This is a genomic window from Klebsiella sp. A52, from assembly GCF_018388785.1.
Taxonomy (GTDB): Bacteria; Pseudomonadota; Gammaproteobacteria; order Enterobacterales; family Enterobacteriaceae; genus Klebsiella; species Klebsiella aerogenes.
Genome location: NZ_CP074437.1, coordinates 1526037 through 1542255 on the forward strand (window position 1 = coordinate 1526037; position 16219 = coordinate 1542255).

16 protein-coding genes are annotated in these 16219 nt (G+C 56.7%); 8 read left to right on the forward strand and 8 right to left on the reverse strand.

The window, feature by feature from the left end; all coding sequences use genetic code 11:
• The first annotated feature begins 73 nt into the window (after positions 1–73).
• The 6 genes from KGA69_RS07115 to yiaY all read left to right on the forward strand — a co-directional run bounded on the left by KGA69_RS07115 (position 74) and on the right by yiaY (position 6946).
• Positions 74–439 carry a DUF3302 domain-containing protein gene (locus KGA69_RS07115; RefSeq protein WP_045390667.1) on the forward strand — a complete coding sequence of 122 codons (366 nt, stop codon included), beginning with the start codon at positions 74–76 and terminating at the stop codon, positions 437–439.
• 2 nt (positions 440–441) lie between these two features.
• Positions 442–1578: an HlyD family secretion protein gene (locus KGA69_RS07120; protein WP_042893612.1), complete on the forward strand. Its 1137-nt coding sequence runs from the start codon at positions 442–444 to the stop codon at positions 1576–1578.
• Positions 1579–1669: 91 nt separating this feature from the next.
• Positions 1670–2278 (forward strand): glutathione S-transferase, encoded by a 609-nt coding sequence (locus KGA69_RS07125; protein WP_213292932.1) that lies wholly within the window; start codon positions 1670–1672, stop codon positions 2276–2278.
• A 105-nt stretch (positions 2279–2383) separates the two neighbouring features.
• On the forward strand, positions 2384–3772 hold the full coding sequence (gene selA, locus KGA69_RS07130) for an L-seryl-tRNA(Sec) selenium transferase (protein WP_213292933.1): 1389 nt from the start codon (positions 2384–2386) through the stop codon (positions 3770–3772).
• Positions 3769–5625: a selenocysteine-specific translation elongation factor gene (gene selB, locus KGA69_RS07135; protein WP_045390675.1), complete on the forward strand. Its 1857-nt coding sequence runs from the start codon at positions 3769–3771 to the stop codon at positions 5623–5625. Before selA ends, selB begins: the two co-directional genes overlap by 4 nt.
• Positions 5626–5794: 169 nt before the next feature.
• Positions 5795–6946 (forward strand): L-threonine dehydrogenase, encoded by a 1152-nt coding sequence (gene yiaY, locus KGA69_RS07140; protein WP_045359266.1) that lies wholly within the window; start codon positions 5795–5797, stop codon positions 6944–6946.
• Between the two features lie 40 nt (positions 6947–6986).
• Here the strand turns inward: yiaY and araD are convergent, their stop codons facing one another.
• Genes araD through yiaK form a run of 8 tightly spaced genes read right to left on the reverse strand, consistent with a single transcriptional unit; the run spans position 6987 to position 14551 of the window.
• Positions 6987–7685 carry an L-ribulose-5-phosphate 4-epimerase gene (araD, locus tag KGA69_RS07145; RefSeq protein ID WP_049060720.1) on the reverse strand — a complete coding sequence of 233 codons (699 nt, stop codon included), beginning with the start codon at positions 7683–7685 and terminating at the stop codon, positions 6987–6989.
• Entirely contained in the window at positions 7679–8539 is an 861-nt protein-coding gene (locus KGA69_RS07150) for an L-ribulose-5-phosphate 3-epimerase (RefSeq protein ID WP_213292934.1), read from the reverse strand. Before KGA69_RS07150 ends, araD begins: the two co-directional genes overlap by 7 nt.
• A complete protein-coding gene (ulaD, locus tag KGA69_RS07155) occupies positions 8532–9194 on the reverse strand; it encodes a 3-keto-L-gulonate-6-phosphate decarboxylase UlaD (protein WP_045390684.1) in 663 nt (220 codons plus the stop codon). The genes KGA69_RS07150 and ulaD overlap by 8 nt, the downstream gene beginning before the upstream one ends.
• Complete coding sequence (locus tag KGA69_RS07160) at positions 9191–10696, reverse strand: FGGY-family carbohydrate kinase (RefSeq protein ID WP_045390687.1); 1506 nt, start codon at positions 10694–10696, stop codon at positions 9191–9193. Before KGA69_RS07160 ends, ulaD begins: the two co-directional genes overlap by 4 nt.
• Before the next feature lie 48 nt (positions 10697–10744).
• Positions 10745–12064 (reverse strand): MFS transporter, encoded by a 1320-nt coding sequence (locus KGA69_RS07165; protein WP_047047711.1) that lies wholly within the window; start codon positions 12062–12064, stop codon positions 10745–10747.
• Between the two features lie 50 nt (positions 12065–12114).
• Complete coding sequence (locus KGA69_RS07170) at positions 12115–13038, reverse strand: DUF4862 family protein (protein ID WP_213292935.1); 924 nt, start codon at positions 13036–13038, stop codon at positions 12115–12117.
• Between the two features lie 38 nt (positions 13039–13076).
• Positions 13077–13541 carry a YhcH/YjgK/YiaL family protein gene (locus KGA69_RS07175; RefSeq protein WP_213292936.1) on the reverse strand — a complete coding sequence of 155 codons (465 nt, stop codon included), beginning with the start codon at positions 13539–13541 and terminating at the stop codon, positions 13077–13079.
• Positions 13542–13552: 11 nt separating this feature from the next.
• Positions 13553–14551, reverse strand: a complete 999-nt coding sequence (yiaK, locus tag KGA69_RS07180; RefSeq protein WP_045390698.1) for a 3-dehydro-L-gulonate 2-dehydrogenase — start codon at positions 14549–14551, stop codon at positions 13553–13555.
• Positions 14552–14768: 217 nt separating this feature from the next.
• On the opposite strand from yiaK, the gene yiaJ reads away from it, so the two are divergent.
• Together yiaJ and KGA69_RS07190 are read left to right on the forward strand one after the other, a co-directional pair.
• Positions 14769–15587, forward strand: a complete 819-nt coding sequence (yiaJ, locus tag KGA69_RS07185; RefSeq protein ID WP_045390824.1) for an IclR family transcriptional regulator YiaJ — start codon at positions 14769–14771, stop codon at positions 15585–15587.
• 118 nt (positions 15588–15705) lie between these two features.
• Positions 15706–16194: a 4Fe-4S binding protein gene (locus tag KGA69_RS07190; RefSeq protein ID WP_045390701.1), complete on the forward strand. Its 489-nt coding sequence runs from the start codon at positions 15706–15708 to the stop codon at positions 16192–16194.
• The last annotated feature ends 25 nt before the right edge of the window (positions 16195–16219 follow it).

Below are 16219 nucleotides of genomic sequence, written 5' to 3' on the forward strand. Positions count from 1 at the left end.
CAAATTGTCAGCCAGGCGCCGCTTCGTGGTCGCTCACAATTCCAATAATCTATTAGCGTGAATCGAGGAAATTATGTTTCTCAATTATTTTGCGCTGGGCGTTCTGATCTTCGTTTTTCTGGTTATTTTTTACGGGATTATTATTTTGCACGATATTCCGTACCTGATTGCGAAGAAACGTAATCATCCGCACTCTGACGCAATTCACGTCGCGGGGTGGGTCAGCCTGTTTACGCTGCACGTAATATGGCCATTTTTATGGATCTGGGCCACCCTCTATCAGCCGGAGCGCGGCTGGGGAATGCAGCATAAGCCGAATGAAGCAGGGTCTGATGATGCCGACAGCGAGCTGGCGCAGCTCAATCAGCGTATCGCTGAACTCGAACATAAAATCGCGCATCTGCAGCCGACAGCGCCGCCATCCTCGACGGAGAAATAATCATGGACCTGTTGATCATTTTGACGTACGTGGCCATTGCGTGGTCGGTATTTAAAATATTCCGTATTCCGGTAAATAAATGGACGGTCCCGACCGCGGCCCTGGGCGGCGTATTTATTGTTAGCGCGCTTATTTTATTGATGAACTATAACCACCCTTATACTTTTACGGCGCAGAAAGCGGTTATTTCCATTCCTATTACGCCGCAGGTTACCGGCATTGTCAGCAGCGTGACCGATAAAGCCAACCAGCGGGTGAAAAAGGGCGAGGTATTATTTACTATCGACCCGGCGCGCTACCAGGCGCGTGTCGACCGACTGCAGGCCGATTTGGTCACCGCATTGCACAGTATCAACACCCTGAAAGCCCAACTGCAGGAAGCGCAGGCGAACACCGTGCGCGTTTCCGCCGAGCGCGACCGGCTGTATAAAGATTATCAGCGCTATTTGAAAGGCAGCCAGGCGCGGGTCAACCCGTTTTCGGAAAGCGATATCGATAATGCCCGGCAAAACTACCTTGCCCAGGATGCATTGGTGAAAGCCTCCGTCGCCGAGCAGGCGCAGATTCAGAGCCAGCTGGATAGCACGCTGAATGGCGAACAGTCGCAGGTGGTGAGCCTGCGCGCGCAGTTGGCGGAAGCGAAATATAATCTCGATCAGACCACCGTCCGGGCGCCGAGCGATGGCTACATTACCCAGGTACTGATTCGCCCGGGAACCTACGCCGCGTCGCTGCCGCTGCGCCCGGTGATGGTCTTTATTCCGCAACAAAAACGGCTGATTGTCGCCCAGTTCCGCCAGAATTCGTTGCTCAGGCTGGAAGCCGGCGATGATGCCGAAGCGGTGTTTAACGCACTGCCAGGGCAGGTATTCCACGGTAAACTGGTAAACGTATTGCCGGTGGTGCCGGGGGGGACTTACCAGGCGCAGGGATCGCTGCAGTCGCTGAGCGTCACGCCGGGTACCGATGGCGTGCTGGCGACGATTGAACTGGATCCCGATGCGCAAGTCGATGCGCTGCCCGACGGCATCTACGCCCAGGTAGCGGTCTATTCCGACCATTTCACCCACGTGTCGGTGATGAGAAAAGTGCTGCTGCGCATGACCAGCTGGATGCACTACCTCTATCTCGATCATTAATGCGATCGGCGGCAGGTTGAGACAACGTCGCGCCTGCCATTTGCCTGCGCCTGAACCATACTGATCTTTTCGTTGGCGAAAGGAGCAGGCAATGAAACTTATCGGCAGCTATACCAGTCCTTTTGTACGTAAAATTTCCGTCATCTTGCTGGAAAAGGCGATTCCCTTCGAGTTTGTGAACGAATTCCCCTATAACGACGTCAACGGCGTGGCGCAGTACAACCCGCTGGGTAAAGTCCCGGCGCTGCTGACCGATGACGGCGCGTGCTGGTTTGATTCGCCCATTATTGCGCAATATCTGGAACTGCTTAACGTCGCGCCGGCGATGCTGCCCGCGGAACCTCTGGCGGCGCTGAAGATACGCCAGCTGGAAGCCTTATCTGACGGCCTCATGGAGGCGGCGATCGCGCTGGTGCGGGAAAAAGCGCGTCCGGCGGCCCAGCAGTCAGAAACCGAGCTGCTCCGCCAGCGGGAAAAAATCGCCCGCGGTCTTGATATGTTGGAAGGGTATGCCGTCGACGGTACCTTGCGTAATGGTGAACTGAATCTGGCGACCATTACTGCCGCCTGCGCCATTGCTTATCTGAATTTCCGTCGCGTGGCTCCCGGATGGTGCGCGACGCGGCCAAAACTGGTCAAACTGGTCGAGACCTTATTTCAGCGCGCCAGTTTTGCGCGTACCGAACCGCCAGGGAGTTGACCCAGGCAGGTAACAGTTTCCTCGCGCAGGCGTTACAATCGCCACTCATTGTTGACTCCCTCTCCCGTCGGGAGGGGGGAAAATAACTTATCGTCAGGTTCACTCATGTCTACCGATACTCGCGCGCTTTATACCCGGCTTCCGGCCATTGATCGTTTACTTCGCGATCCCGCTTTTGCTTTACTGCTCGATCGTCATGGCCATTCGCAAATCGTGGCGCTGCTGCGCCAGATGTTGGATGAGGCGCGGGAGCATATCCGCCAGGCGCAGGCATTGCCAGAGTGGTGCGACGACTGGCCGCAAGAGACCGCCAGCCGGCTGAATCTTAATCAGCAGAGCGCGCTGCGTCCGGTATTCAACCTCACGGGCACCGTGCTGCACACCAATCTGGGGCGCGCAATCCAGGCGGAAGCCGCGGTACAGGCGGTAGCGCAGGCGATGCGCGCGCCGGTCACGCTGGAATACGATCTCGATGATGCCGGACGCGGTCATCGCGACCGGGCATTGGCCGATCTGCTGTGCCGCATTACCGGCGCGGAAGATGCCTGTATCGTCAATAACAACGCGGCGGCGGTGCTGCTGATGCTGGCGGCGACGGCCAGCGGGAAAGAAGTGGTGGTCTCGCGCGGCGAACTGGTCGAGATCGGCGGCGCATTTCGCATCCCCGACGTCATGCGCCAGGCCGGCTGTCTGCTGCATGAAGTGGGCACCACTAACCGCACCCACGCCAAAGATTATCGTCAGGCTATCAATGAGCAGACCGCCCTGCTGATGAAAGTGCATACCAGCAACTACAGCATTGAAGGTTTTACCAAAGCGATTGATGAAGCGGAACTGGCGGAAATTGGCCGCGAATATGGCGTACCGGTGGTGGCCGATCTCGGCAGCGGCTCGCTGGTGGATTTGAGCCAGTACGGTTTACCGAAAGAACCAATGCCGCAGGAATTGATTGCCGCGGGCGTGAACCTGGTGAGCTTTTCCGGCGATAAGCTGCTCGGCGGGCCGCAGGCGGGGATTATCGTCGGCGACAGGTCGCTGATCGCGAAGTTACAGAGTCATCCGCTTAAGCGCGCGCTGCGGGCGGATAAAATGACCCTGGCGGCGCTGGAGGCGACTCTGCGGCTGTATTTGCATCCGGAAGCGCTGACCGACGAGCTGCCGACGCTACGCCTGCTAACTCGCCGCGCCGAGGATATTCGCCAGCAGGGCGAACGCATACAGCCTGGGCTGGCGGCGCACTATAGCGATTTTGAGGTGCGCGTTGAAGCGTGTTTGTCGCAGATTGGCAGCGGGTCGTTGCCGGTCGACCGACTGCCCAGCGCCGCGTTAACCTTTACGCCGCGCGATGGTCGCGGCAGCCAGCTGGAAGCGCTGGCCGCCCGCTGGCGCGCCTTACCGATACCGACGATCGGCAGAATCTATGATGGCCGTCTGTGGCTGGATCTGCGCTGTCTTGAAGATGAACCCCGGTTTATGGAGATGTTATTGAGATGATTATTGCCACCGCCGGTCATGTGGACCACGGCAAAACCACGCTGCTGCAGGCGATTACCGGCGTCAACGCCGATCGCCTGCCGGAAGAGAAATCACGCGGGATGACTATCGATCTCGGCTACGCCTATTGGCCGCAGCCCGATGGCCGGGTGTTGGGTTTTATCGATGTTCCGGGGCATGAAAAGTTTTTGTCCAACATGCTGGCCGGCGTGGGCGGGATCGATCACGCGCTGTTGGTGGTGGCCTGCGATGACGGCGTGATGGCGCAAACCCGCGAGCATCTGGCGATTCTGCAGCTGACGGGAAAACCGACGTTAACCGTCGCGTTGACCAAAACGGACCGCGTGGAAGCGGCGCGCGTTGCCGAAGTTCGGGCGCAGGTGGAATCCACGCTGAGCGAGCTGGGGTTCGACGCCGCTGCTTTCTTCGCCACCGCGGCGACGGAAAATCTCGGCATTGCCGAACTGCGCAGCCATTTGCTTCAGCTGGCTGAGCGCGAGCATCCGCGACAGCAGCGTTTTCGTCTGGCGCTGGATCGCGCCTTTACCGTCAAGGGCGCGGGGCTGGTGGTGACCGGAACGGCGTTATCCGGCGAGGTAAAAATCGGCGATACCCTCTGGCTGACCGGCGCCAATAAACCCATGCGCGTCCGCGGGCTGCATGCGCAAAATCAGCCGGTTGAGCAGGCGCGGGCCGGGCAGCGTATCGCGCTGAACATCGTCGGCGACGCGCAAAAAGAGGATCTCAGCCGCGGCGACTGGCTGCTCTCGGCGCAGCCCGCAGAACCTTGCGAGCGGGCGATTGTCGAGCTGACCTGCCACGCGCCGCTCAGCCAGTGGCAGTCGCTGCACATCCACCATGCCGCCAGCCATATCACCGGCCGCGTTTCGCTACTGGAAGGCAATTTGGCCGAGCTGGTGCTGGATACCCCGCTGTGGCTGGCGGATAACGATCGCCTGGTGTTGCGCGATATCTCCGCCCGTTTGACGCTGGCTGGCGCGCGGGTGGTGACGCTGAATCCGCCGCGCCGCGGTAAACGCAAACCGGAATATCTGCAGTGGCTCTCTTTGCTCGCCGCCGCGCGAGACGACGCGCAGGCGTTGGATATTCATCTGCAGCGTGATGCGGTGCGTCTTGACGAGTTTGCCTGGGCGCGGCAGCTGAGCGCCGACGGCCTGACGGCATTAATTAACCGTCCGGATTACCTGCAGGCCGGTAACAGTCTGCTTAGCGCGCCGCTGGCCGCCCGCTGGCAGAAAAAGCTGCTCGACGCGCTGGCCCGTTATCACGACCAGCATCGCGATGAGCCGGGGCCCGGTCGTGAACGCCTGCGGCGAATTGCGCTGCCGATGGAAGATGAAGCGCTGGTGCTGCTGTTGATTGAACAGATGCGCAGCAGCGGCGTCATTCAAAGCCATCACGGCTGGCTGCACCTGCCGGAGCATAAAGCCGGGTTTACCGATGAGCAGCAGGCCATCTGGCAGCGCGTGGAACCGCTCTTCGCCGATGAGCCATGGTGGGTACGCGACCTGGCGCGCGATCTGAACGTCGAAGAGTCGTTGATGCGCGCGGTGCTGCGGCAGGCGGCGCAGCAGGGGATGATTACGGCGATCGTAAAAGATCGTTATTATCGCAACGATCGCATCGTTGAATTTGCGCAGTTGATCCGCCGCCTGGATCTGCAGCGCGGTTCCACCTGCGCAGCGGATTTTCGCGATACGCTAAATATTGGCCGTAAACTGGCGATTCAAATTCTTGAATATTTCGACCGCATTGGCTTTACCCGCCGTCGTGGTAACGATCATCTTCTCCGCGACGCGCTGTTATTCCCTGAAAATAAAAACGGCGAATAATAACGCAAATGAAAAATTAAGCCGGTAATGTTTAACAGTACGTTAAAAATGAAAATATTAACGTACTGTTTTTCATCCAATTTCTTGCCAAAAATGGCGTTCAGGTCATGTTTTTTATTGCGACATCCTCGTACCCTTCCATGATATTCACCTAAATGAAGGAATCATCATGGCTGCATCGACTTTTTATATTCCGCCAGTAAACGTTATTGGCGCTGGTTCTGTTACTGAAGCGATGAATACTATCCAGCAATACGGATATCGTCGGGCATTAATCGTCACCGACGCGATGCTGAATAAATTAGGTATGGCGGGTGAAGTACAAAAGGCGTTGCAGGAACGGGATATCTTCAGCGTGGTGTATGACGGCGTGCACCCGAACCCGACGACTCTGAACGTCGAAAACGGCCTGGCGCTGCTGAAAGAGAATAACTGCGACTGCGTGATTTCTCTGGGCGGCGGTTCGCCGCACGATTGCGCGAAAGGGATCGCGCTGGTCGCGGCAAACGGCGGCAACATCCGTGACTATGAAGGGGTGGACCGTTCGGCAAAACCGCAACTGCCGATGATCGCTATCAATACCACCGCCGGTACGGCTTCTGAAATGACCCGCTTCTGCATCATCACCGATGTCGATCGCCACATCAAAATGGCGATTGTCGATAAGCACGTGACGCCGGTTCTGTCGGTTAACGACTCTTCGCTGATGATGGGGATGCCGAAATCACTGACCGCCGCTACCGGTATGGACGCGCTGACTCACGCTATCGAAGCCTATGTTTCTATCGCGGCGACGCCGATCACCGATGCCTGCGCGTTGAAAGCGATGACCATGATTTCACAGAATTTAACTCACGCAGTGGAAGATGGCGGTAATGAACAGGCGCGTGAAGCAATGGCCTATGCGCAGTTCCTCGCCGGGATGGCCTTCAACAACGCGTCGCTGGGCTATGTCCACGCGATGGCGCACCAGCTGGGCGGCTTCTACGATCTGCCGCACGGCGTCTGCAACGCCGTCCTGCTGCCATTCGTGCAGGAGTATAACTGCAGCGTCGCCGCCGCGCGTCTGCGTGACTGCGCGCAGGCGATGGGTGTGAACGTTGCCGGGCTGAATGACAAACAGGGCGCGGAAGCCTGCATCGCGGCCATCCGCGAGCTGGCGCGTAAAGTCGGCATTCCGGCCGGTCTGCGCGATCTGAACGTTAAAGAAGAGGATATTCCGCTACTGGCCAGCAACGCGCTGAAAGATGCCTGCGGTTTAACCAATCCGATTCAGGCGACCCACGAAGAAATCATGGCGATTTTCCGTGCCGCGATGTAATCCTAAAAACTCCCCGGCGGCGATACGCCGCCGGGTGATGTTAGTTTTGCCCGTAATAGGCATTCGCGCCGTGCTTACGCAGATAATGTTTGTCGAGCAGTTCTTGCTGCATATCGGCCAGCTGTGGCGTGAGCTGACGGGAAAAAAGCCCCATATAAGCGCACTCTTCGAGGACGACGGCATTATGCACGGCGTCGGCGGCGTTTTTACCCCACGCAAACGGACCGTGTGAATGCACTAGCACTGCCGGGACCTGCATGGGATCGAGATCGCGCGCTTCAAAGGTTTTAACGATCACCTCGCCGGTCTGATACTCATATTCACCATTAATTTCATCGGCAGTCATCAGGCGGGTACAGGGGATCGCGCCATAAAAATAATCCGCGTGCGTGGTGCCCCAGGCCGGTAAATCCAACCCTGCCTGCGACCAGATCGTCGCGTGGCGCGAGTGGGTGTGAACGATACCGCCGATTTGCGGGTAGCGGCGGTACAACGCAAGATGGGTTGGCGTATCGGAGGAGGGCTTTTTAGCGCCTTCAACCACATGGCCGCTGGCGATATCGACGACCACCATGTCGTCAGCGCGCATGACGTCGTACTCCACCCCGGATGGCTTGATAACCATCAGCTTGCCCGTTTCATCGACGGCGCTCACGTTGCCCCAGGTGAACGTCACTAGCTGATGCGCAGGTAGCGCCAGGTTGGCGGCTAATACCTCAGACTTCAATTGTTCTAACATGTGAAACCTCCTTCTTGCATCCGCGCTTCTATCCAGCGGCGCGCCTGTATAATTTCCAGTACCGGCTCTTTGGCTTTTTCCGTCCACATCTCAATTAAGAATGAACCGCGATAGTTCAGCTCATGCAGCGTTTTGAAGATGCCGACAAAATCGACACAACCCTCGCCGAAGGGGACGTCGCGAAACTGCCCCGGCGATTGTGCGGTTACGGGTAGCGCGTCTTTAAGATGGATAGCGGCGATGCGGTCGATGCCCAGTTTAAGCTCGGCGCTGACGTCGTTGCCCCAGGCGCTCAGATTGCCGACGTCCGGATAGACGCTGAACCACGGCGAGGCGAGCATCTCGTCCCACTTTTTCCATTTGCTGATGGAGTTCATAAACGCGGTGTCCATGATTTCGACCGCCAGCATAACCTGCGCCGCGGCCGCCTGTTCGACCGCCCACGCCAGCCCTTCGGCAAAACGCTGCTGCGTGCCGTCATCGTGTTCTTCGTAGTAGACGTCATAACCTGCCAGTTGGATGGTGCGGATCCCTAAATCGCGAGCCAGCTGAATGGCTTTGGTCATGATCTCGCGCGCCCGCAGTCGGGTTGGCTCATCGCGGCTGCCAAACGGGAAGCGGCGATGGGCAGACAGGCACATTGACGGAATGGCTACCCCGGTCTCCAGCATCGCCGCGACCAGAGAGGCGCGCTGGGTGGCGCTCCACTCCAGGCGCGCCAGACGTTCGTCGGTTTCATCGACCGACATTTCGACAAAATCAAAACCGCAGCTTTTCGCCAGCACCAGCCGTTCTGGCCAGCTAAGATTTTTCGCCAGCGCTTTCTCATAGATGCCTAAGGGATGATTACGCATGCTGTTCTCCCCAGATGGCGTTGATTTGGGTTTGGAAATCACTCGCAACCTGCGCGGGCTGCGCCGCGCCCGCCAGCGCGCGTCCGGCAATAAACGCTTTGACGTCAATATCGCTAAACAGCGGTAAGTCGGCCGGTGTGATGCCGCCGGTAATAGACAGTTGCAGGCCGATATCCGACAGCGCTTTCATACGCGCCAGATCGGCGTCGCCCCACTGCTGGCCGCTGGCCTGTGCATCGCGGCCGCGGTGATAAATCGCCTGGCGGACGCCGATGCGGTACCAGTCGCGCGCGTCATCCAGCGTCCAGTTACCGAAGAGTTCAATCTGAATATCGCCGCCGCAGGACTGGGCGACGGCATGGCCTTTCTCAACGGTCGCCAGCGGCGCGGCGCAGATAATGGTCATCCAGTTGGCGCCTGCGGCAAAGGCCTGTTGGGCCAGCGTTTCGCCAGCGTCGGCGACTTTCCAGTCGGCGACGATAATTTTATCCGGACACTGGGCGCGCAGGGCTTTTACCGCGTTGAGTCCTTCCGTCAGACACAGAATTGTGCCCGCTTCCACGATATCAACGTGATGGCGCAGTACGGCGACATCGCGCTGGGCGGCTTCCAGGCTGGTATGGTCGAGCGCCAGTTGTAGTAATGGTCGGCTCATAATGTGTGCTCCTTAATGCGGGCGTGATAGCCCTGTAGTGCGCTAATCAATTGCTGGTATTGGCGGTATTTACGCTGATAAAGACGGTGCGCGGTCATGTCAGGCAGCAGGGTTCGTACCGGATGCTGCAGGCTGCTCAGGGCCTCGCGGAAGTGGCGATAGACGCCGGTACCGACGCGGGCGGCAAGCGCGGCGCCAAAACAACCGGTCTCTTCAACCTGCGGCAGTTCGATGCGCAGACCGCTGACGTCCGCCAGCATTTGCATCCATACCTCGGAATGCGCCGGACCGCCGGTGACGCGCAGAGCCTGGACTTGGGTAAAGCGCTCGCGCATGCGGTTGAGATGTGTCATATGGCTGAAGACCACCCCTTCATACACCGCCTGTAGTAAATGCGCGCGGGTGTGCATGGCCTGCATGCCGTAAAAACCGCCGGTCATCTCCAGGCCGGCGTTGCTACCGTAAAGGAACGGCAGAAAGAAGAGCTCGCTTCCCGCTTTTGGCAGGCTGGCGACGGCCTCATTAATCTCGGTAAATGAGAGCCCGCCCCACTGCGCGGTAAACCATTCAAGATTGCCGGAAGAGGTGGGGCTCGCTTCGTGGACGATGTATTCACCGTCATTGACGAAACGGCCATAGACGTAAGGATGAGCCTCATGCTCACGCAGTCCGTGGGTGATCCCGCTGGTGACCGCCCAGGTCCCCATCACCGCATTGAGCACTGATTCATCGTTGAGGCCCGCGCAGAGCGCGGTAGAAACCACATCAAACAGACCGCCGACGACGGGCGTACCCGCCGCCAGACCGGTAACGGCGGCCGCCTGAGCGGTGATTTCCCCGCATATTTCCGCAGAGCCGACGATCGGCGGTAGCGCCTCGTCAATTTCACTTATGCCTAACCACTGGGTCAGGCGCGGGTCGTATTGCCCGCTGTTCATGTTGTAGAGATTGGACTCAGAAATGTTGCTCTCTTCGCAGCCCTTCATCCCGGTTAAACGCCAGCGAAGATAATCATGGGCCATCATGACGCAGCCGATTTGCCCATAGCGCTGCGGTTCATTTTCTTTCAGCCACCGCAGCAATGAAGCGGGATGGCCGGTCCACAGCGTCTGGCGGGTAAGGGGATACAGTCGCTCAGGGATGCCATCCTGCTGCCAGCGTTGAACGATTTCCAACGCCCGACGATCGGAGGAGAGCATCGCGTTACCTAACGGGCGATCCTGTTTATCAAGTAGAAATAGCCCTTTGCCCTGCGCGGAGATAGCGATGCCCTTGATTTGCTTACCATTGACGTTAGCGGCGCTGAGCAGCCTGGCGATGGTTTCATGGCAGCGTTGCCAGAGCAGATCCATTTCCCGCTCGGCGTATCCCGGCTGCGCGCTGAGGGTGCGTAAAGGGCAGCGCTCGATACGCCGCTCTACGCCCTGGCTGTTATATAAACCGGCTTTTAGATAAGTACCGCCACAATCGATACCCAGCCAGAAGGTCTCTTTTTCACTCATCTTAGTCTTCCAGTTTTTCCGGACGACGCCTGGCCGTCCGGGACAGTTTTAAGCTGCGTGGTTACGCGGAGTCATCGTCTTTGCGGGTGCTGCGCCGGCATCGCATTTTGCCGGCAGCAGCAGCGCCATCAGGGCCGCCAGCGCCAGTGAGATAGCCAGGCAATAGACGCCGGCATCTTTGCTGTAGAGGGTGATCAGTACGCCCACGGCGTAAGGACCGCAGAAGCCGCCGAGGTTACCGAGAGCGTTGATCACCCCGCGGGCGCCGCCGGCCATTTCGGCGCTGAACAGGCGTGCCGGTATGGTCCAGAACACGCCTGCGGCGGATTGCAGGAAGAATCCGCAGCCAACCAGCGCGGCATAGGCCAGCCAGATGTGATTTTTCAACGCCACGGAGAGGAACATGCACAGTGCGAAGCCGATCAGCGGCAGGCAGACGAATAGCTTGCGTTTGCCGGTACGATCGGAGAGCGAAGAGAAAAGGAACATACCGGCAATCGCGCCAACGTAGGGCAGGATGGCGAGCACGCCGACTTGTCCCATGCTGCTATGGGTCAGCTCTTTCAGAATGGTCGGCAGCCACAGGGTGTAACCGTAAATCCCGGTTTGGTAGAAGAAGTTAAGGGCGATGAGCTGCCACATGGTTTTGTCAGAGAGCACCGCGCCGAGCGAGGCATTTTTGACTTCAGTTCCGGCAATCGCCTTTTGTTCCGCCGCCAGCGTTTCGACCAGGTAGGTTTTTTCCGCTGCGGATATCCAGCGCGCTTCCTGCGGGCGGTCATAAACGGTGTATGCCCACAGCGCCAGCACGACCACCGAGAGCAAGCCTTCGATAATAAATAGCCAGCGCCAGTCGAGAACGGTGATGATCCAGCCTGACAGCGGGGCGGTAATAATCCCGGCAATCGGCACAAACATAATCACAATGGCGTTGGCGCGACCGCGTTCAGCGTCCGGGAACCAGTTGCTGATCATCGTTAGCACCACCGGCAGCATGCCGCCTTCCGCCACCCCTAATAAGAAGCGCAGGATCAGCAGTTGGTATTGATTGGTGATTAAACCGGTCAGTACGGAAATAATGGCCCAGGCGACCAGCGACCAGCCGATAAATTTCTTGCCGCTGCCGTGTACGGCAATTTTTCCGCCAGGGACTTGTAAGAATAAATAACCAATAAAGAAAATACCGCCAGCGAGCCCCGCCATGGTGGCGGAAATACCCAGTTCGGCATCCATACCGCCCGGCATCGCAAATGCGATATTAACGCGGTCCATATAGGAAATAATACAGGCAATAAGAATCGGTGGGATAATTCTCAGCCAACGCTGGCGTGGAATATCTTTTGCTGTAGGGCGAGAGGTCATGTTCATATTAATATTCTCGTAGAGTAAATATTATGACAATGAAAACGTAGTTGTTCTTATGCGTTTTTTAATAGGGTGATACCGTCACGCAAAATGGCTATGCGGTGGTTAACATCGGCATTCGCGTCTATTTCCAGTAATTTAATACCGGCGAACTGCAACGATGCGCCGGCGGCGCAGGCGAAAATATCGCGGGCATGCTGCGCGGTCATCAGGCTTTGCGGGCAGAAGGGGGCAAACGGCGCGTGTAAATCCTGCCATTCGCCATATTCGCCTGTTTGGGTGGTGCCGGAAAACATCAGCGCGCCCAGTTTACCGGCCTGTTTAACCTGCCGGGTATGGGCCAACGGCAGCGCGGTATCGCGGCCTTCAATGGCCGAGCGCGCCCAGTTAATGCACACGCTTATCTCATAGTCGGCAATAACTTCCAGTACATTATCCAGGGGCAGAAAGCCTTTACGCGGCGCCGGGCCATTCATCGCGTCACAGTGTTCCAGCACCAGATCGCAGCGCCAGTCCCAACTGGCGATTTCTTTGAGCGAGCGGGAAAAGGCGTCCGTTGCCTGGGTGATGTTTTGATCTCCCGCCAGCGGCGCGGCCTGTAACTCAAGTGCGGTGACTTTGCCGGGTTGAATACCGTTGATTTTATTAATTTTGCGATGAAGGTGGCGGTAGTATTCAACGCAGGCTACACGCTGTTGTTCATCGCTGGAGGCCAGACCGAAACCCGCGTTCTCTCCGCGGCGGCGCATGGTTTCCATAATGGCGGTAATCACAATTTGCCAGTTATCCGGCGTATGGCGCAGCAGCCACTCATCGCCTAAAGGATGGATATGCTCAAGACAAGGCTGTTCTATGCCACGAATATCTGGAGTATCGGCAAGTTGTCGCCAGAATTCCTTCTCTTCCTCTTCACTCTTTTGGTGAAATGAGGGGGCACAGGGATACGCACCGATAATATAACCGGTAGTAATGTTCATTATGTGCTCCTGTAAATTTAATGAGATAATTAGTTCTTTTACAGAATATCGATAGCTACCTTGATGACTATTTTTCTAATAGGGGTGGCAGTCATTTTAATGCATCCAGGGCGATGCACATCTTGTGGAAAGAATATGGCATAGCTACCGGGTATCATTTCAATAAACGATTCGTGTTGACTATCGTGATAAAAAATAATATCGCGCTGTTCTAATAACGATTCGCTGATCTGGTTATTTCCGCTATCGATGGCGATACCTATTTTTTCTTCACCGGAAGCGAGAAATTGAATATCTAAATAACGCCGATGTACCTCCGGACGGTTTTCTGTCGCCGCGCGGGTGGTCAGATCGATGATCTGCGCAAAAATATTCTTACCCTCAATTTCGACGACGCCGGGCGGGTGGTGGCGAAAATCGGTAGTCCGAAGAAAATCGAGCGCCTTTTCAATCGCTGCCGGTAGACGGCACGGATTCGGTTGTGAAATATGGCCGAAGATCATAGTGGTTTCCCCTATAGAGCCTGAATTTTGGCCCATACGCTGTCGTCGACGGTGATCCCATTACGGCGGTTTTCTTCCAGCAATCGCGTAAACTCGTGGCCCGGTAGGCGGACCGCCACATTTTCATCGGCGCGTTCGGCGGTGGTGATAAAGTCCATGATCCGCTGTAGTTTGGCATCGCGAGTTTTGCCATCAATGAGCTTGTCGACTTCAATGGCGATGAAAATCTGCGATACGCCATATTCGTCGCTATTGTCCTGGGTGACTTCAGCAACGGAGGAACCGTTGGAAAGCAGAGTGGCTATCATATCCAGCACAATTGATAAACCGGAACCCTTCCAGTAGCCCATCGGCAGGATACGGCGATTTTTCTCAATCACGCCGGGTTCTTTCGTCAAATTACCGTCATCATCAAACCCGCCATCTACCGGCAGCGTGCGGCCAGCCAGGCGATTAACCTCCAGCATGCCGTAAGAGAACATCGACATCGACATATCGACCATTGTGATGGGAGTGGAGGGAATTGCCACGATCAGCGGATTGGTGCCAATGCGGCACTCTTTCGCGCCCCACGGCGGCATGACGGCGATGGAGTTGGTCCAGCAAATGCCGATATAGCCTTTTTCCGCCGCCTGCCAGCCGTAGCTGCCGCCGCGCATCCAGTGGTTGGCGTTGCGTAATGCCACCAGGCCAATGCCGTGGTCGGAGGCCAATTCAATGGCGCGATCCATCATCTTTTTCGCCGTCAGATTGCCAATCGAACGCCGGGCATCCCACTGCTCAATAGCGCCAAGGCTGGTGACGCGCTGAGGTTTCGCATCCGGAATGATATCGCCGTTATCCAGTTGCTGAATAAAACGTGGAAAGCGATTCACTCCGTGTGAGTAGACGCCGGATTCCGTGGTGCGGGCGAACATTTCCGCGCAGGCGTCGGCGGTTTCCGCCGCAATACCGCGTGAGAGTAATACCCGATTGAACGCCTCTTTTAGCTGCGCAAAAGTTACTTTCATTCCCGTGTTCCCCTTAGGATTTGAGTGATTTTTTATCTTCACGTTTCACATATCGAAATATGATTTCAAATATAACGATCAATTTTTGACAGATCAACGGCAGATGCTATTTTTAAAAATCATTAAAATCAGTTGGTTGTGTTTTTTCGGTTCAGATCGTGAACTGAACCACACTTTGCGCTACCATCAGAGCGCGATTAAAAAGGAAGCCGAAGCGATGGGCACAAAAGAGAGTGAAATGACGCAAGAGAAAGAGAGGCCAGCTGGAAGCCAGAGTCTATTTCGCGGGTTAATGCTGATTGAGATCCTCAGTAACTATCCAAACGGTTGTCCGTTGGCGCATCTGTCTGAACTGGCGGGCCTGAACAAAAGTACCGTGCATCGGTTGTTGCAGGGCCTGCAGTCCTGTGGCTACGTTACGCCGGCGCCTGCCGCCGGAAGTTACCGCCTGACCACCAAATTTATAGCCGTGGGCCAAAAGGCGCTGTCGTCGCTGAATATTATTCATGTCGCTGCGCCGCATCTTGAAGCTTTAAACATCGCCACCGGCGAGACGGTGAACTTCTCCAGCCGTGAGGACGACCACGCGATTCTGATTTATAAGCTGGAGCCGACTACCGGTATGCTGCGTACCCGCGCCTATATTGGCCAGCATATGCCGCTGTACTGTTCGGCGATGGGTAAGATCTACATGGCGTTCGGCCATCCTGACTACGTTGCCAGCTACTGGGACAGCCATCAGGATATTATTCAGCCGTTGACCCGTAACACCATTACCGGCCTGCCGGCGATGAACGACGAGCTGGCGCAGATTCGCGAACGTAATATGGCGATGGACCGCGAAGAGAACGAACTCGGCGTCTCGTGCCTGGCGGTACCGGTATTCGATATTCACGGTCGCGTGCCTTACGCCATTTCGATTTCGCTGTCGACTTCGCGCCTGAAACAGGTTGGTGAGAAAAATCTGCTTAAACCATTGCGTGAAACGGCAGAGGCGATTTCCCGCGAGCTGGGGTTTGTTATTCGCGAAGGCTAAGGCAACTGGCGAGATCTTGCTGGGTATTTGCCTAAAACGCAGCTGATTCCATTCAGGATCAAAGCGCGCAGCGGGGTTTTTCTGGCACGCTGCGTTTTTATCCCGAAGGGAGTTGAGGATGAACCGGTTTATTATCGCCGATGCACAAAAGTGTATTGGCTGCCGAACCTGCGAGGTGGCCTGCGTGGTGTCGCATCAGCAGGGGCAGGATTGTTCTACCGTTTCTGCAAGACGCTTTGCGCCGCGGATCCGGGTAGTGAAGAGCGATGAGTTATCAACGGCGACGCTGTGTCGTCAGTGCGAAGATGCCCCTTGCGCGAACGTCTGCCCGGAAGGGGCAATACGCCATGAGGGCGACGTCTGGCGAGTCGATCAACGGCTGTGCATTGGTTGTAAAAGCTGTATGGTGGCGTGCCCTTATGGGGCGATGACGGTCATGTTGACCGACGAAGGCGTGCAGGCGCTGAAGTGCGACCTGTGCGCGCACCGGCAAACGGGGCCGGCGTGCGTAGCGGCCTGCCCGACTCAGGCGCTGCGCTGTATTGAGCCCGCCGAGCTGGAAAGATTAAGCGCCGAGCGCCGTCGTTGGGCGGCGCAGGCAATGTAACTGGATGTTCCCGGCCAGCGATGGC

Excerpts from the sequence above, each read along its gene's own strand:
- KGA69_RS07115 (WP_045390667.1), top strand. The coding sequence starts at position 74 with ATGTTTCTCAATTATTTTGCGCTGGGCGTTCTGATCTTCGTTTTTCTG.
- KGA69_RS07120 (WP_042893612.1), top strand. The coding sequence starts at position 442 with ATGGACCTGTTGATCATTTTGACGTACGTGGCCATTGCGTGGTCGGTA.
- KGA69_RS07125 (WP_213292932.1), top strand. The coding sequence starts at position 1,670 with ATGAAACTTATCGGCAGCTATACCAGTCCTTTTGTACGTAAAATTTCC.
- selA (WP_213292933.1), top strand. The coding sequence starts at position 2,384 with ATGTCTACCGATACTCGCGCGCTTTATACCCGGCTTCCGGCCATTGAT.
- selB (WP_045390675.1), top strand. The coding sequence starts at position 3,769 with ATGATTATTGCCACCGCCGGTCATGTGGACCACGGCAAAACCACGCTG.
- yiaY (WP_045359266.1), top strand. The coding sequence starts at position 5,795 with ATGGCTGCATCGACTTTTTATATTCCGCCAGTAAACGTTATTGGCGCT.
- araD (WP_049060720.1), bottom strand. The coding sequence starts at position 7,685 with ATGTTAGAACAATTGAAGTCTGAGGTATTAGCCGCCAACCTGGCGCTA.
- KGA69_RS07150 (WP_213292934.1), bottom strand. The coding sequence starts at position 8,539 with ATGCGTAATCATCCCTTAGGCATCTATGAGAAAGCGCTGGCGAAAAAT.
- ulaD (WP_045390684.1), bottom strand. The coding sequence starts at position 9,194 with ATGAGCCGACCATTACTACAACTGGCGCTCGACCATACCAGCCTGGAA.
- KGA69_RS07160 (WP_045390687.1), bottom strand. The coding sequence starts at position 10,696 with ATGAGTGAAAAAGAGACCTTCTGGCTGGGTATCGATTGTGGCGGTACT.
- KGA69_RS07165 (WP_047047711.1), bottom strand. The coding sequence starts at position 12,064 with ATGAACATGACCTCTCGCCCTACAGCAAAAGATATTCCACGCCAGCGT.
- KGA69_RS07170 (WP_213292935.1), bottom strand. The coding sequence starts at position 13,038 with ATGAACATTACTACCGGTTATATTATCGGTGCGTATCCCTGTGCCCCC.
- KGA69_RS07175 (WP_213292936.1), bottom strand. The coding sequence starts at position 13,541 with ATGATCTTCGGCCATATTTCACAACCGAATCCGTGCCGTCTACCGGCA.
- yiaK (WP_045390698.1), bottom strand. The coding sequence starts at position 14,551 with ATGAAAGTAACTTTTGCGCAGCTAAAAGAGGCGTTCAATCGGGTATTA.
- yiaJ (WP_045390824.1), top strand. The coding sequence starts at position 14,769 with ATGGGCACAAAAGAGAGTGAAATGACGCAAGAGAAAGAGAGGCCAGCT.
- KGA69_RS07190 (WP_045390701.1), top strand. The coding sequence starts at position 15,706 with ATGAACCGGTTTATTATCGCCGATGCACAAAAGTGTATTGGCTGCCGA.